Origin of the sequence: Clostridium acidisoli DSM 12555 (assembly GCF_900176305.1) — a bacterium.
GTDB classification, from domain to species: Bacteria; Bacillota; Clostridia; order Clostridiales; family Clostridiaceae; genus Clostridium_I; species Clostridium_I acidisoli.
Window position 1 is genome coordinate 389,449 of sequence record NZ_FWXH01000002.1, and the last position, 14,751, is coordinate 404,199.

Genomic DNA, 14,751 nt, shown 5'->3' on the forward strand with positions numbered 1-14,751 from the left:
AAACATTATGAAAGATTTTTTAACCTTTCACTTTACTTTTGGAAATATAGATTATAAAATATAGTAAGACAAATTGTACTAAAACATGACATATATAATATGTGGTGCTTGATTTTTTGATCTAAAAGGAGGACTTTTTTATGAAAGACGTAATTTATGTGACAGGACATAAGAATCCCGATTCGGATTCAATATGTGCTGCTATTGCATATGCTGAATTTAAAAATAAGACTGGAGAAACACCTGTCTTAGCTCTAAGACAAGGTGAATTAAGTCGTGAAACACAATTTATATTAGACTATTTTGAAGTAGAAAAACCTACACTATTAACAACAATGAAACCTCAGGTGTCAGATTTAGAATATGATAAAATTTCACCTGTACAACCTGAAATTTCATTAAAAATGGCTTGGTCAATTATGAAAAAAAATAATGTTAAAACATTATCCGTAGTTGATGATAATGGAAAATTAAAAGGTGTTGTTTCAGTATCAAACTTAACATCAACTTATATGGATATTTGGGATAATAAAATTTTAGCAAAATCAAATACTAAAATAGAAAATATCCTAGACACTCTTTCTGCAAAATCAATATTTCTACATGAAGCTGATCCTAGTTTTCCTGGCAAGATTGTTATAGCTGCAATGTTACCAAGTAGTGCTGAAGATCACATAGAACAAGGTGATGTTGTTATATGTGGTGATAGAAAAGATACTCAAGAAATGATTATTAATTCTAAGGTTTCACTAATGATTGTTTCTGGAAATCACCCAGTAAGTGATGAAATAGTAGAAGCAGCTAAAAAAGCTGGTTGTTCTATAATTTCGACTCCATATGATTCTTTCACAGCTTCAAGACTAATTGTTCAAAGTATCCCCATTAGTTATGTTATGGTTTCTTCTGACATAGTAAAGTTTACACTTAATGATTACGTTGAAGACATAAAGGATGTTATGTTAAAAACAAGATATAGAAGTTATCCAGTAGTTGATAGTAATAATAAAGTTGTAGGTGCTGTATCTCGTTTCCATTTGATTTCTCAAATAAAGAAAAAAGTTATATTAGTTGATCATAATGAAAGAGCCCAATCAGTAGATGGTCTTGAAGATGCAGAAATATTAGAAATAATTGATCATCATAGAATTGCTGACATTCAAACTGGATCTCCAATTTATTTTAGAAATCAGCCAGTTGGTAGTTCAAGCACAATAGTTGCCTCAATATTTTTTGAGAATGGCATTCGCCCTTCTAAAAAAGCTGCAGGAGTTTTAACTGGTGCTATAATCTCAGATACTTTGATGTTTAGGTCCCCTACTACTACACCTAAAGATAGAGAAGTATTAAAAAGATTAAGTGAAATTACAGGTGTTGAGCCAGAAGAGTTTGCAGCTAAAATGTTTAAGGCTGGAACTTCTCTTGAAGGCAAAACTGTAAGTGAAATATTTAATCAAGACTATAAGATATTCTCACTTTCAAATTATAAAATTGGAGTTTCACAGGTAACTACAATGGATATAGATGGATTTGATCCTATGAAACCATCAATGATGGATTATATGAATAAGAAAGTAAAGGATGAAGGTTTCAATTTTCTTTTATTACTTCTAACTGATATATTAAAAGGTGGTTCTCAGTTATTTGCTACTGGTCCTAATAAAGAGATTGTATCAAAGGCATTTAATATAACTCTTAAAGATGATAGTGCTTACGCACCTGGATTACTTTCAAGAAAGAAACAGGTCATTCCACCTATTACAAGTGTTATTGAAGCATCAAATAATTAAAAAAACTTCCAAAAGTTATATAGCTTTTGGAAGTTTTTTATTTTATTGATTAATTCCCTTTAAATAGCTGATTAACAATTCCAGCCATTTGATCAGCATTAGTTAAACTTTTTGCGCTCATTTGGTAAGACCTTTGCGCTTCTATCATATCCGTCATTTGTTCTGACATATCTACATTAGAACCTTCTGAATATCCTTGATTTATTGTAGCACCATTTGTTACAAACATAGTTGCTCCAGCCTTAGGTACATATAAATTATTTCCAACAGAGACTAAAGAATCTTCACCAATAGTATCATATACGTTAATTTTACCAACATTACTTCCATTTACAGTAACATTTCCCTGTGTATCCACGGCAAAATTTCCATTGATAAACTTATTATCTTGTCCTATAACTTCCAACCTATCTCCATTATTATCTACAAGTCTTCCTGAACCATCCTCCACAAAATCGCCACTTCTAACATATGCATTACTTCCATCTGGACGAATAACCTTAAAATATCCATTTCCTTGAAGTGCTAAGTTAGTTTTTAAACCTGTCTGAACCAACCCTCCAGATGTTGTATCTCTTGTTACTTCTGAATTTCTAATACCTGTTCCATTTTGTGGATCTACAGTTCTGCTTTTATTATCAGTAACAGGAATTCCATTTCTATTCATTGTTTCATAAACTAAATCTCTAAAGCCAACATCCTGGCTTTTGTAACCGGCTGTATCCATATTAGATATGTTATTTGATATTATATCTAACTTTTCTTGCTGTGCGTTCATCGCAGTACGTGCAGCCCACATTAATCTATCCATTCTTTAAATCACACCTTTCCAACATCATTTGCGGCTTGCCCTAAAGTTTCATCCATTGCAGAAACCACTTTTTGACTGCTTTCAAAATTTCTCATAGTAGTCATCATATTTACCATTTCATTAACCGTGCTTATATTTGATTTTTCCAAAGCACCTTGCTGAACTGTAGCATTTACATTTCGAATAGGATTAGTTCCTGAATATAAGTTATCGCCAACTTTTTTGAGTGATTTATAATCATTAAAATCAACCATAGAAAGTGAATATGCTGGTTTTCCATCAACACTCAAGTTTCCGTACTGATCACTTGTTAATTTTCCATTACCAATATTAATTTTTTCTTCATTACCAGTGTTCACATTTTTACCCATAACATAGTCACCACTTTCATCCATTAAATACCCTTGCATGTTAACATGAAAATGACCATCTCTTGTGTAATAATTTTGAGTTCCTGTCCCATTATCTTGACTTACTGTAAAAAAACCTCTACCATCTATAGCAAAATCCTTATCACTATCAGAATTAACTATTGTTCCTTGAGTAAAATCAGTATCTGAAGCATCTATCTGACTACCTAAACTTAATGTTCCAATAGTATTACGTACATGTCGTCCATTTTCAATATCAGAACTGTTTGCAATTAAAACATTCTTAAAGCTACCTATTACAAGATTATCTCCTTTGAAACCATTAGTATCGGCATTAGCCATATTGTTTGTAATTACATCTTCTTTTGACTGTTGAGTTATCATTCCTGAAATTGCTGTGTATAAACCTCGTATCATTTGCCCACATCCTTACTATTTATTACTTTCATATCCTCTGGATATCTCATTCCATAATTATAAGCTCTGGTTTCAATTTGACTTTTACTAAGACTTACAATGGTTTTTTCAGTAACCATAAAACAAGTTGCAATTAAAATTCCAATTCCAATTCCAAGCATAATCTTCCTATCACAAATTAAGATTATACAATTTTTTATTTGTGATATAATTTTTCTATTAATAGTATCTCCCCCTTACCCATTCCTAATTTTTCAGATATACTATCTATAGATAACCCTTTATCCATCATCTCTTTTATTTCATTTATTTTAACATTATTTTCTTGTGGATTTAGTTTGTATTCATCACTATTTTGTATGTATGTTTTCTGTTCAATTTCAACTTTTTCTTCATTGTCTTCAATGTCACTATTTATATATTCGTTATCGATATCGCTTTCTTTATATATTTTAATTTTTCCATTATCTATATTACCCTTTAAATCTTGAATCTCTTGCTGAAGTTCAAATATAGTTTCTCCAAATTCTTTTCTTAGTTTCCCAATCTCTATATCATAATCTTTTAAATTACTTGAAACATCATCAAATGTTCCTTTAAAGGTGTTTTTTTCGTTTTTTATAGTTTTGAAATTAATTATTATAAGTAAAAATCCTATTAATACTAACAAAAATGTTATCATATTATCAAAACCTCACACTATTCATATTTTAATTTCTGCATAGCACTTCTTAAATGTACAATAGCTCTAGTATGCAATTGGCATACCCTTGATTCTGAAACACCTAAAACATGTCCTATTTCCTTCAATGTAAAATTTTCATAATAATATAATGACAAAACGGTTTTATCTTTTTCTTTTAACAAATCCAGCGCTTTAGTTAGATACTCTACTTCTTCTTTTTCTTCTAAAGCCATTTCAGGACTTGGACTATCTTCATCTTTTATTGTTCCTATTAACGGCATATCATCATCATCTGAAAAAATCAAAGTTTCTAATGATACCACGGAAATATAATTTATATAATTTTCAACTTGGCTAATATCTCCTATTGTAATTCCAAGCTCATTTGCTATTTCGAAATCTGTTGGCTCTCTAAGTAATTTTTTTTGTAATATTTCTATTGCTTGATTATATTTTGTAAGTTTGTCCATTGCACCTTTAGAAATAGGGCTGTTTTTTCTAAGTTCATCAATCATTGATCCCTTAATTCTTATAGATGCATAAGTGGAAAATTTCATTCCTTTACTAACATCAAATTTATTAAAAGCATCCATCAGTCCAACCATTCCATAACTCACCAAGTCTTCATATTCTATGTATTTTCCTTTCCCAATTATAACTCTCGATGCAATATATTTAACAAGTGGAATATATTTTTTTATTATCTCTTCTTTAGTATCAAAACTTCCAAGACTAACCATGATTAGACCTCCCCTATTCCTTTTTCCTAAGTTCCCTCATTAATTGAAACAAATACGATATGATTCTATCTCTCTTAGAATCCTCAATATCATAAAACGAAAATCCACATACATTAGATTTGGCTATACTATCTCTAATTACTCTAACACAATAACATGTAACATAGATAACCTCATCTTTTAATGGTATTTTTATTATATACAATTGATTTTCATCAATATCGTCTTTAGTTCTTATCCTTATGCCGCCACCACTTAAATCAACCATTGTACATATACTAAAGTCCTTATTTTCCTCAATAATTGCATTTATTTGATTATCGCTTAAATTATCTTCAATTTTTTTATATTCTACTTCCATGGATAAATCCATCCTAAAAAACCTTCTTCTTTGAACCTTTTTTATTTTATCAGGTTTTTCAATAAGTATCATAGATATACCATCATTTTTCCTACCAGTGACTTTAGATTGAAACCCATATACATTTTTTTCATCATAGTATATAACTTCTACCTCTTCATCTTTAAGTAAATTAGCGTAATTATTTTTAAAAACTGGTATACTTATGGCTATATCTTTTTCATAAATATCTTGTATGTTACTCTTATAGGATTTTCCTTTAATAAGGACTTCACATTTTGTATTGATATTGATTTCTACATTATTGTTCTTCATTATTTGATAACCCCTTACGAAAATATGTTAAATATCTTTTTAAATAGTCCTTGGACACTTGTACCTTTGCTTTCAATTCCTTGAAGTTTATTTGCTATTTTAATTATATCCTCAGCAGCTTCACAATTGGGGCTGCTTATTACAAATGGTTTTTGTGATCTAACTGCTTGAACTAACTTTTTATCCTCTGATACGCTTCCAATATACTCTACATCAATTTTAAGAAATGTTTTAACTGCGTTTTTAAATTTTTCATAAGTTTCCTGGCCCTCACTTTTGTCTAAAGTTCTATTTATAACTACCTTAGCTTTTGATTTAATCTTAAAATGCACCACTGCCTTTATAAGACTATATGCATCCATTAGAGAGGTTGGTTCTGGCGTTGTAAGTATTATAAGTTCATCGCAACAAGCAATGAAGCCTAATACACTTCTATTTATACCTGCCCCTGTATCCATTAATATATAGTCTAAATTCTCAAGTGCTGAAAGTTTCTCTAAAAATTTGTTTCTTTGGACATTAGTAATCTCATTAATTCTTGTCATCCCTGAACCACCTGGTAAAAGTTTAATTCCATATTGACCAGTAACAATTACATCTTTAATATCTTTATCATTAAATATGACATCAAATACATTGTATTTAGGTAAAACCCCCAGTAATACGTCATCATTTCCCATACCCACATCAGCATCAAAAATCAAAACTTTTTTGTCATTTTTTTGTAGAGTCAAGCCTAAATTTACTACAAAATTGCTTTTCCCAACTCCACCTTTTCCCGATGTAACTGTAATTATTTTGGGACAACTTTTTTTTTCATCTAATTTATTACTGGCAGCCATTTGCCTAAGCCTTTGAGCTTGATCTAACATACAGTTTCAACTCCCATAACAAGGTTTGTCACCTCATCACAATTTAGACATCTAATATCATCTGGAACATTTTGACCAGTTGTTACATAGCTTAACGGTTTTTGTGCATAATTTATTATATTTATTAATGAACCATAGGTAGAAGTCTCATCTAGTTTTGTTATTATAAGACTATTATAATTCAAAACTCTATATCCCTCAACTATTGTCTTAATATCGCTATTTTTGGTAGATGCACTTATAACAAGGTGAATATCCTTAGAATTTGTCTTTTCTACAAATGCTCTTAGTTCAGAAATCTGCATTACGTTTTTACTACTTCTTCCTGTAGTATCTACTAAAATCACATCACAATTTTTCATGTTTTCTATTGTTTTTTCCATATCCTTAATTGAAAAAACCACATCAAATGGAATGTTCATAATATCTGCATAAGTTTTTAATTGTTCTACTGCTCCAATCCTATATGTATCTACAGTTATAAGACCAACTTTCTTTTTTTCAATCAAAGATAATCTACCTGCAAGCTTTGCAATAGTTGTAGTTTTTCCAACGCCTGTTGGTCCCACTAAAACTATTATTTTCTCATTTTTAGGTTTAGTTACACTAACAACACAATTCAATGCTTCTTTAATTTTCTCATTTTCATCTACTTCTCTTTTGTCAAGTCTAATTCTACTTATTATGTCTTCAACTATTTCTGAGTTTAAATCTAAACCTTCAAGTTTTTCATGTAAATCACTTTTACCATTTGAACTTATTCCTGTACTTGCAATATTACTTAATATGTTTTTCATTTCTTTCATTTCATTAATTAAATAATCTGAATTTTTTACACTCTCATTGCTTTTTTTACCATTGTCAATATTTTTTTCCTGAATTACTTTTGTGAGAGGTTTTTTTTCTAAATTCATAGCTTTTTTGATAGCTTCTATGCTATCACTTATGTCTATATTGTTGAAATTGTTGTTTTTATTTTTATCATCTATTGCGGCTGTAACCTCAATTGCTTTTTTAGAAAAGATACCTTTAATGCCTTTTTTTCTTATCTTTCTTTGGCTTATAATAACAGCATCATTTCCAAGTTCATACCTAATTCTAGTCATTGCTTCATTCATGCTATTAACTACATATTTCTTTATAATCATTAGATGTTAACAACTCCTTCAGCTTTTATCTCAACTTCATTAGGTACTTCATTTAAAGACAACACAGAAACATGAGGAAATACCATCTCTAAAAGTTTTCTTACTGCTGGTCTTATCTTAGGAGAAACCAAAATTGCAGGTTGATTCTCAGGAAAATAAATTGAACTTAAGACATTTTTTATTGAATCTAAAATTTTTGATGTAGTTTCTGGATCTACCGCTGGAAAAGATCCTTGCATAGATTTTTGTATATTATTAGCAATCACATTTTCTACATCTGGTGCAAAAGTTGCAACAACTAATTTATTGTCCTCTCCAACAAGAGGATTACATATTGTTCTTCCAAGCGCTATCCTGACATACTCAGTAAGAAGTTCAATATCTTTAGAGTTTCTAGAGTTATCTGCAAGTGTTTCTAATATAGTGACCATATCCTTAATTGGCACTTTCTCTTTCAAAAGATTTTGTAGAACTTTTTGAACTTCACCAATGGTCATAAGATCTGGTATAAGTTCTTCAACTACAGCACTATATCTTTCTTTCATTGAATCTATAATTCCTTTTACTTCTTGCCTTCCTAAAAGTTCATATGAATGAAGTTTTATAGTTTCTGTTAAATGAGTTACCATTACCGTAGTTGGATCAACAACTGTAAAGCCCTTTATCTCCGCCTCTTCTCTTTGATCCTTATTTATCCATACTGCTGGAAGTCCAAATGTTGGTTCAATCGTCTTTATTCCTTGAATTTCTTCACTTTCACCAGTTGAATCCATAGATAGAAGCATACTTGGCATTAATTCACCCTTTTGAACTATTGTTCCTCTAATTTTAACAACATATTCATTTGTCTTTAGTTGTAAGTTATCTCTTATTCTTATAGGCTGAACCACTATACCCATTTCAATTGCACATTGTCTTCTAACCGAAGCAATCCTTTGAAGTAAATCTCCTCCTGATGTTTCATCCGCAAGTGGAATTAAACCATAACCTATTTCTATTTCCATCGGTTCAACAGAAACAAGGTTCATAACATTTTCTGGTTCTTTACCTTCCATTTCTGCAATTTCATTATTTTTATGTTCCTCTTTTTGTATTATTTTATTTTTCTCTTCTCTAAAAAGTAAATAAGCTGCGAGTCCACATGAAGCAGATAAAACCATAAACACTAAATGTGGAAAACCGGATAAAAGTCCAAGTAAAAATAATACACTAGAAGCTATAAACAAGACCTTTGGAAAGGCAGTTAACTGTCCAACTAATTCATTTCCAAAATCTTTTTCGTTTCCTGATCGTGTTACAATAATACCTGTTGCAATAGATATTAAAAGTGCAGGAATCTGGCTTACAAGACCATCTCCAATTGTAAGTCTAACATATGTCTGTGCTGCATCCCCTGCAGACATGTTAAGTTGGAGAACGCCTATTATAATACCAGCAATAATATTTATCATAACTATTACAATGCTGGCTATAGCATCACCTTTAACAAATTTAGAAGCACCATCCATTGCTCCATAGAAATCAGCTTCCCTTTGAAGATTTTTTCTTCTTTCTTTAGCTTGCATATCATCAAGAAGACCTGCATTAAGATCTGCGTCAATACTCATCTGTTTACCAGGCATTGCATCTAATGTAAACCTAGCAGACACCTCTGCAACTCTTCCAGCACCACTTGTTATTACTACAAATTGAACTACTATAATAATCAAAAATATTATAATACCAACTACATAGTTTCCATTTACAACAAAGTTTCCAAATGCACTTATTACTTCTCCTGCATTAGCTTGGCTTAATATTAACCTTGTAGAAGACACGTTAAGTCCAACTCTAAACAAAGTTGTGATTAAAAGCAATGTAGGGAATATAGATAACTGCAAAACATCAGTAGTAAACAAAGTTGTTAAGAGTATAATTATTGCTATTGTCATATTAGTTACAATCAGAATATCAATTAAAGTGGTAGGTAATGGTATTATTATCATTAATACTATTGCCATTACACCAAATGCTACAACAACATCCCAATTATTCTTTATACTATAATTTTTTTTCTTGTCATTGTTCATCTACATTCATCCTTTACCTTTTTTCATCTTAAATACTATAGCCAATATTTCAGCAACAGCTTGATACATGTCCATTGGTATTTCTTCGTCAATTTCAACCTCATTGTACATAAGCCTAGCTAATGGCTTGTTTTCAACTATTGCAACCTCATTTTCTTTTGCTACTTCCTTTATTTTAAGAGCTAGTCTATCAGCACCTTTTGCTATTACAATAGGCGCACTACTTTCACCCTCCGTATATTTTAATGCCACAGCTATATGTGTTGGGTTAGTGACTACTACTGTTGCATCAGGAACATTTGACATCATTCTACGCATTGACATTTCTCTCATTTTTTGCTTTCTTTTTGACTTTACTTGCGGATCTCCTTCATCCTGTTTGAATTCATCCTTGACTTCTTGTTTTGTCATTTTAAGATCTTTATTAAACATATATCTCTGATATATATAATCTGAAATTGCTATAATTACCATAATAAGAGTAATCTTTAGCAGTATTGACATAAATAAGCCTTTTACTACGCCAGGTATGACATCAAAATTCAAAGTATCTATACCTAAAAATTTATCAAAATTTCCAATTATAAATTTATATCCTACATATCCTACTACTGATACAAGCGCTATATCCTTTACTAAATCAACCAAAGTTCTAATTGAAAACATCTTCTTAAATCCTGAAATTGGATTTAATTTTTTTAAATCTGGTTTAAGTGATTCTGTTGAAAATATAAAACCAGATTGAAGAAAATTAGCTGCTATACCCATAATCATAATAGGAACTGCAAACATTAAAAAAACTATACCTACATTTTTTAAAGCAAAAAACAGTATTTTTTGAATTGTATAGGCATTGAAGCCTTTAACATTTAACATATAGCCACTAAAATATGTAATCATCATATTTCTTACTTGATTATATGCAGAATTTCCTAAAGTATAAAAAATAATAGCCGAAGTTAAAAGTGTAATGGCTAATGGAACTTCTTTACTTTTTGCAGTCTGGCCTTTTTTCCTTGCATCACTCTTTTTCTTTGGAGTAGCATTTTCAGTCTTATCGCCATCTGCAAATATTATTATGGCCGGTAATATTTTGTAAAATCCCTTCCATAAATCTGGTAGCAAACTATATCCATGTATAATCAGATTTATCATAATTGGAAGTGTAAGCATAAATACAAACATTCCCATCAAAACCTTTATTGGCAGTCCCAAAATCATTACATTCAATTGTGGTACAGTTCTAGAAACAAGACCTAATACAATATCCGTAATTACCAGTATAATTATTACTGGAATTGCTATTCTTATAGCTATTTGAAAAAATTGAATAAATGCATTTAAAGCATACATTGCTGACCCATCACCTAATACAAAATTGCCCAAATGAATAACACTAAAGCTATCAATAAGTGATTGTATAAGCACCAAATGTCCATCAATTATGAAAAATATTACCACACTAAACATCTGCATTAATCTTTCAATAAGTGTAGTATTAACATTTGCAGTTGGATCAAACAATGTTACCATTGAGAATCCAATTTGAACATCTATTAATTGACCAGCAATTCTTGCACACATAAATACTAGATTTGTTAAATAACCTAAAACAAGACCGGTTAACACTTCAAAGATACATTTTTGTGCGTAAATTAATTGGTTATTAATAGCTGAAATATCCGAATAATTAACATTAGAAACAACAAAATATGAAATCGCTAGTGAAAACATAATTTTTACTGTATTAGGTAGACCATTTGGGAATATAACTTGCACTGCAATAAAAAAAGTAATTACTCTTAGAAATACTAAAAATAATGCAGAAACATATGATACATTAATCATTTAATAATCACACCTATCTAGTTATATTTGAAATTGTATCAAATATTCTATCTGTAAGACCAGTCATCATATGAAGCATCCATGTGGACGTTAAAATTCCAATCACCGCAATAGCCAAAAGTTTAGGAACAAATGTTAGGGTTTGCTCCTGAATTTGTGTTGTAGCTTGAAATATACTTATGATTAATCCAACAATTACAGCCACAATTAAAAACGGCGCAGCTACCATTAATCCTGTTGTAATTCCATCTTTTAATATTCCTAATAGCATATTTTCTGTCATTTAATTTTCCTCCTCATGAGAAACTTAGAATAAGTGATTTAACAATCATGTACCAACCATCTACCATAACAAATAAAAGCAACTTAAAAGGTAACGAAATCATTGCTGGTGAAACCATAAACATACCCATAGACATTAATATACTTGCTACAACAAAATCTATTATTATAAATGGTATATACAATAAAAATCCTATTATAAATGCTGTTTTAAGTTCACTTATTATAAATGCTGGAATCACAACATGCATTGGTATTTTATCTGTTGGAGTTTTAGGATCATTCTTAGCAGCCTCCATAAAAAGCTTTAAATCTTTTTGCCTTGTTTGCTTTAGCATAAAATCTTTTAACGGCTTCTCTCCAGCTGTTATGGCCTGCTCTTGAGTTATTTTATTGTTAATATATGGTTGAACTGCATTAGTATTAATGGCCGTTACTGTTGGTGTCATTATAAAAAATGTTAAAAATAATGATAATCCAATTATAACTTGACTTGGTGGTGCATTTTGAGTACCTAATGCACTTTTTAGAAATCCAAATACAACAACTATTCTAGTAAAACTTGTTGTCATTATTATTATTGATGGAAGCAGTGTTAAAACTGTCATCATAATAAGTATCTTTATATCATTAACATAATCAGTTGGAGTAGAAGAATTATTTAATGACACATTCAATGATGGTACACTGTTAGTTGCAGCTTGTACATTATGTCCCATAAAAAATACACTTAATAAAATTAAAGTAGCTACTATACATGCCTTCTTTTTCATACTAATCTTCCTTTTTAATCTTAAGCTTATTTTTAAACGATTTTAATGCATTACTTTTATCATTAAAATTCATTTTAACTTTGAAATCATTAAGAAATTCACTCATGTTTTTGTATTGCTTTATCTTCTTTGATTGTTCAATTTCAAAAATCTGCTCTTTTGTTAACTCCATAATAATTTCAATTTTATCTCCAGTACTGGAGAATACATATCCTTTTTCACCAATCTTTATTACCAGAAGACTATTTTCTTTTGAAATTTGAAGCCTCTCTAATAACTTCATAAAACTTCCATTTTGAATGCCCTGTAATCTATTTCCACCATATTTTAAACTTAAATATATTAATGGTAAAATAATTAAAAGTGCAACTATAAGTTTTACTATAATTGAAAATGTGTCCAGCATCTTTTTACCACCCTCGACATTACTTATTGAACAACTAATTCATCAAAATATACATTTGAAAATTTTCCATTTTTTAAATACGGATTGACAGTATTTAAAATTTCTTGCTTAATAGCATCTAAGTTTTTTCCTGTTAGGTCAGTAGATTTTTTGTTTCTTAGAATACTTATAACAGAATCCGCAAAAATAGGTTTTTTATCTGCATCTGTACTTGTAACTTCAGCTGTAAGTTTACTATTTGTAGAATCGTAACCAAAAGAAACTTTTACTTTTACATATCTTTGTGAATCTGTATCCGCTAAATTTATTATAGTTTCATCTAAAGATAAAGTTGCCTGCTCAGTGGAATCTACCGTTACAGTATTAGCAGTGTTATTAGCAGTTTTACTTGAACTTTTATTGAAAAGTAACATGTACGCTCCAAAAGCACCACCCAGTATAATTATTACTAAAAGTAATATTACAACTATTATTGGAACTCCGCCTTTTTTTTCTTTCTTGTTCTTCTCACTCATTTATATGTCACTCCCTCTAAACAAAATAATGTTATAGATATTTAGTATCATTTATTCTTTTTTTAAAAGCTATTATTTTATCTATAACTTCATCTGGTGATTCCTCTACTAAATACTTATTTCCATTTAAAAGCGTTATAACTGTTTCAGGTACTTCTTCTATTTTTTCTATAGCAATAGAATTAATTATCACTTCTTTGTGGTTTAATCCTGTAAGTTTAATCAATTATTTTTCCCTCCCTCAAACCATAAGTCAATATTTCTTTAATTAAAGTGTAGAGTTAATTTTAAAAATTAACCTACACTTTTAATTATTGTGATTTTAAACTATTGCTTTAATCCTATTATAGTTTGGAGTATTTCATCTCCTGTGGAAATTATCTTACCATTAGCTTGAAATGATCTACTAGCTTCAATCATATGTGTGAATTCTGTTGCTAAATCTACATTTGATTGTTCAAGAGTACCTGATAAAATATCTCCATAAGCACCTGAATTATCATTAGTTGATGCTGTATTAATTCCTGTCTTTAAAGTAGCAATTCCTGAATTTGTAGATTCACTGAACATATTGCTGCCTGCAGCATCTAATCCTGCATCATTATTAAATGATGCCAAAGCTATTTGACCTATTGCCGCTACATTTTTGTCTGCAAGTGTTACTGTTATTACTCCATTTTTATCTATAGCATAACTTGATACTTTTTCTGGTGCTCCACCTTCCATAACTGTAGATGGTATTATTAATGGTACAAGAGCAGTATCAACAGCCGTTACAGCCTTATTTCCGTCAACAAAGTTAACTGTCTTTCCATCTGCCTGTATACTTGTACCTGTGGCATTTTTTACTGCATATCCCATAACTTTGTATCCACCTGAATTTACAAGATCGTTATTAGAATCTAAAGAGAATGATCCGTCTCTTGAATAATTAAGAGATACGCCTGGTGTTACTGTTGCTTCATGAGTTGTAGTATTATCTACTGGTACTGAAGTAGTGCTTGGTCCTGAACCTAAAATGAAAAATCCAGTTCCACTTATTGCAGTATCAAGTCCTCTATTTGTAGTAAGTGTACTTCCAGAGCCCATGTCTTTATTAACCGCTTCAATTTTTGTACCTGTTCCAACTTGGCTTATGTTTGTACCACCAAAATTTCCAGTAGGCGAAGAAGATTCCTTTATTGTTTCATTGTACATATCTTCAAAAGTTACACTTGATCCTTTAAATGCAGTAGTTTGTGAGTTTGCGATATTATTACTTATTACGTCCAATTCTTGATTACTTGCTTTCATTCCAGATATTCCAGAATACATTGATTGTAACATTAAAATACCTCCATTTATTTAAATA

The 14,751-nt window shown here is 30.2% G+C and carries 17 protein-coding genes; 1 reads left to right on the forward strand and 16 read right to left on the reverse strand.

The annotated features are described in order from the left end of the window. Positions 1-140: 140 nt before the first annotated feature. Entirely contained in the window at positions 141-1,787 is a 1,647-nt protein-coding gene (locus B8978_RS02025) for a putative manganese-dependent inorganic diphosphatase (RefSeq protein ID WP_084113611.1), read from the forward strand. Between the two features lie 49 nt (positions 1,788-1,836). On the opposite strand, the gene B8978_RS02030 is transcribed toward B8978_RS02025, so the two are convergent. The 16 genes from B8978_RS02030 to B8978_RS02100 all read right to left on the reverse strand — a co-directional run bounded on the left by B8978_RS02030 (position 1,837) and on the right by B8978_RS02100 (position 14,726). Continuing rightward, positions 1,837-2,598, reverse strand: a complete 762-nt coding sequence (locus B8978_RS02030; protein ID WP_084113612.1) for a flagellar hook-basal body complex protein — start codon at positions 2,596-2,598, stop codon at positions 1,837-1,839. An 8-nt stretch (positions 2,599-2,606) separates the two neighbouring features. Continuing rightward, positions 2,607-3,386 (reverse strand): flagellar hook-basal body complex protein, encoded by a 780-nt coding sequence (locus B8978_RS02035; RefSeq protein ID WP_084113613.1) that lies wholly within the window; start codon positions 3,384-3,386, stop codon positions 2,607-2,609. Continuing rightward, entirely contained in the window at positions 3,383-3,547 is a 165-nt protein-coding gene (locus tag B8978_RS19680) for a hypothetical protein (RefSeq protein ID WP_176212587.1), read from the reverse strand. Before B8978_RS19680 ends, B8978_RS02035 begins: the two co-directional genes overlap by 4 nt. Positions 3,548-3,582: 35 nt before the next feature. Next, positions 3,583-4,068: a DUF6115 domain-containing protein gene (locus B8978_RS02040; protein ID WP_084113614.1), complete on the reverse strand. Its 486-nt coding sequence runs from the start codon at positions 4,066-4,068 to the stop codon at positions 3,583-3,585. 17 nt (positions 4,069-4,085) lie between these two features. Then, complete coding sequence (locus B8978_RS02045; RefSeq protein ID WP_084113615.1) at positions 4,086-4,811, reverse strand: FliA/WhiG family RNA polymerase sigma factor; 726 nt, start codon at positions 4,809-4,811, stop codon at positions 4,086-4,088. 13 nt (positions 4,812-4,824) lie between these two features. Next, complete coding sequence (locus B8978_RS02050; RefSeq protein WP_084113616.1) at positions 4,825-5,487, reverse strand: flagellar brake protein; 663 nt, start codon at positions 5,485-5,487, stop codon at positions 4,825-4,827. A 14-nt stretch (positions 5,488-5,501) separates the two neighbouring features. Next, the gene (locus B8978_RS02055; protein WP_084113617.1) at positions 5,502-6,359 is read right to left on the reverse strand and encodes a MinD/ParA family protein; all 858 of its coding nucleotides are present in this window, start codon (positions 6,357-6,359) and stop codon (positions 5,502-5,504) included. Then, a complete protein-coding gene (gene flhF / locus B8978_RS02060; RefSeq protein ID WP_084113618.1) occupies positions 6,353-7,507 on the reverse strand; it encodes a flagellar biosynthesis GTPase FlhF in 1,155 nt (384 codons plus the stop codon). Before flhF ends, B8978_RS02055 begins: the two co-directional genes overlap by 7 nt. Further along, positions 7,507-9,576, reverse strand: a complete 2,070-nt coding sequence (gene flhA / locus B8978_RS02065) for a flagellar biosynthesis protein FlhA (protein WP_084113619.1) — start codon at positions 9,574-9,576, stop codon at positions 7,507-7,509. The genes flhF and flhA overlap by 1 nt, the downstream gene beginning before the upstream one ends. A gap of 6 nt (positions 9,577-9,582) precedes the next feature. Further along, a complete protein-coding gene (locus B8978_RS02070) occupies positions 9,583-11,424 on the reverse strand; it encodes a fused FliR family export protein/FlhB family type III secretion system protein (protein WP_084113620.1) in 1,842 nt (613 codons plus the stop codon). 13 nt (positions 11,425-11,437) lie between these two features. Beyond that, positions 11,438-11,707 carry a flagellar biosynthesis protein FliQ gene (gene fliQ, locus B8978_RS02075; RefSeq protein ID WP_084113621.1) on the reverse strand — a complete coding sequence of 90 codons (270 nt, stop codon included), beginning with the start codon at positions 11,705-11,707 and terminating at the stop codon, positions 11,438-11,440. A gap of 13 nt (positions 11,708-11,720) precedes the next feature. Then, on the reverse strand, positions 11,721-12,479 hold the full coding sequence (gene fliP, locus B8978_RS02080; RefSeq protein ID WP_084113622.1) for a flagellar type III secretion system pore protein FliP: 759 nt from the start codon (positions 12,477-12,479) through the stop codon (positions 11,721-11,723). Between the two features lies 1 nt (position 12,480). After that, positions 12,481-12,885, reverse strand: coding sequence for a flagellar biosynthetic protein FliO (locus tag B8978_RS02085; RefSeq protein WP_084113623.1), 405 nt, complete (start codon positions 12,883-12,885; stop codon positions 12,481-12,483). A gap of 23 nt (positions 12,886-12,908) precedes the next feature. Beyond that, the gene (locus tag B8978_RS02090) at positions 12,909-13,400 is read right to left on the reverse strand and encodes a flagellar basal body-associated FliL family protein (protein WP_084113624.1); all 492 of its coding nucleotides are present in this window, start codon (positions 13,398-13,400) and stop codon (positions 12,909-12,911) included. 31 nt (positions 13,401-13,431) lie between these two features. After that, positions 13,432-13,626 carry a flagellar FlbD family protein gene (locus B8978_RS02095; RefSeq protein ID WP_084113625.1) on the reverse strand — a complete coding sequence of 65 codons (195 nt, stop codon included), beginning with the start codon at positions 13,624-13,626 and terminating at the stop codon, positions 13,432-13,434. A gap of 101 nt (positions 13,627-13,727) precedes the next feature. Continuing rightward, positions 13,728-14,726: a flagellar hook-basal body complex protein gene (locus tag B8978_RS02100; protein ID WP_084113626.1), complete on the reverse strand. Its 999-nt coding sequence runs from the start codon at positions 14,724-14,726 to the stop codon at positions 13,728-13,730. Between the last annotated feature and the right edge of the window lie 25 nt (positions 14,727-14,751).

Bases quoted from the DNA above. Each gene is read 5' to 3' on its own strand.
- B8978_RS02025 (WP_084113611.1), top strand. From the start codon at position 141: ATGAAAGACGTAATTTATGTGACAGGACATAAGAATCCCGATTCGGAT.
- B8978_RS02030 (WP_084113612.1), bottom strand. From the start codon at position 2,598: ATGGATAGATTAATGTGGGCTGCACGTACTGCGATGAACGCACAGCAA.
- B8978_RS02035 (WP_084113613.1), bottom strand. From the start codon at position 3,386: ATGATACGAGGTTTATACACAGCAATTTCAGGAATGATAACTCAACAG.
- B8978_RS19680 (WP_176212587.1), bottom strand. From the start codon at position 3,547: ATGCTTGGAATTGGAATTGGAATTTTAATTGCAACTTGTTTTATGGTT.
- B8978_RS02040 (WP_084113614.1), bottom strand. From the start codon at position 4,068: ATGATAACATTTTTGTTAGTATTAATAGGATTTTTACTTATAATAATT.
- B8978_RS02045 (WP_084113615.1), bottom strand. From the start codon at position 4,811: ATGGTTAGTCTTGGAAGTTTTGATACTAAAGAAGAGATAATAAAAAAA.
- B8978_RS02050 (WP_084113616.1), bottom strand. From the start codon at position 5,487: ATGAAGAACAATAATGTAGAAATCAATATCAATACAAAATGTGAAGTC.
- B8978_RS02055 (WP_084113617.1), bottom strand. From the start codon at position 6,359: ATGTTAGATCAAGCTCAAAGGCTTAGGCAAATGGCTGCCAGTAATAAA.
- flhF (WP_084113618.1), bottom strand. From the start codon at position 7,507: ATGATTATAAAGAAATATGTAGTTAATAGCATGAATGAAGCAATGACT.
- flhA (WP_084113619.1), bottom strand. From the start codon at position 9,576: ATGAACAATGACAAGAAAAAAAATTATAGTATAAAGAATAATTGGGAT.
- B8978_RS02070 (WP_084113620.1), bottom strand. From the start codon at position 11,424: ATGATTAATGTATCATATGTTTCTGCATTATTTTTAGTATTTCTAAGA.
- fliQ (WP_084113621.1), bottom strand. From the start codon at position 11,707: ATGACAGAAAATATGCTATTAGGAATATTAAAAGATGGAATTACAACA.
- fliP (WP_084113622.1), bottom strand. From the start codon at position 12,479: ATGAAAAAGAAGGCATGTATAGTAGCTACTTTAATTTTATTAAGTGTA.
- B8978_RS02085 (WP_084113623.1), bottom strand. From the start codon at position 12,885: ATGCTGGACACATTTTCAATTATAGTAAAACTTATAGTTGCACTTTTA.
- B8978_RS02090 (WP_084113624.1), bottom strand. From the start codon at position 13,400: ATGAGTGAGAAGAACAAGAAAGAAAAAAAAGGCGGAGTTCCAATAATA.
- B8978_RS02100 (WP_084113626.1), bottom strand. From the start codon at position 14,726: ATGTTACAATCAATGTATTCTGGAATATCTGGAATGAAAGCAAGTAAT.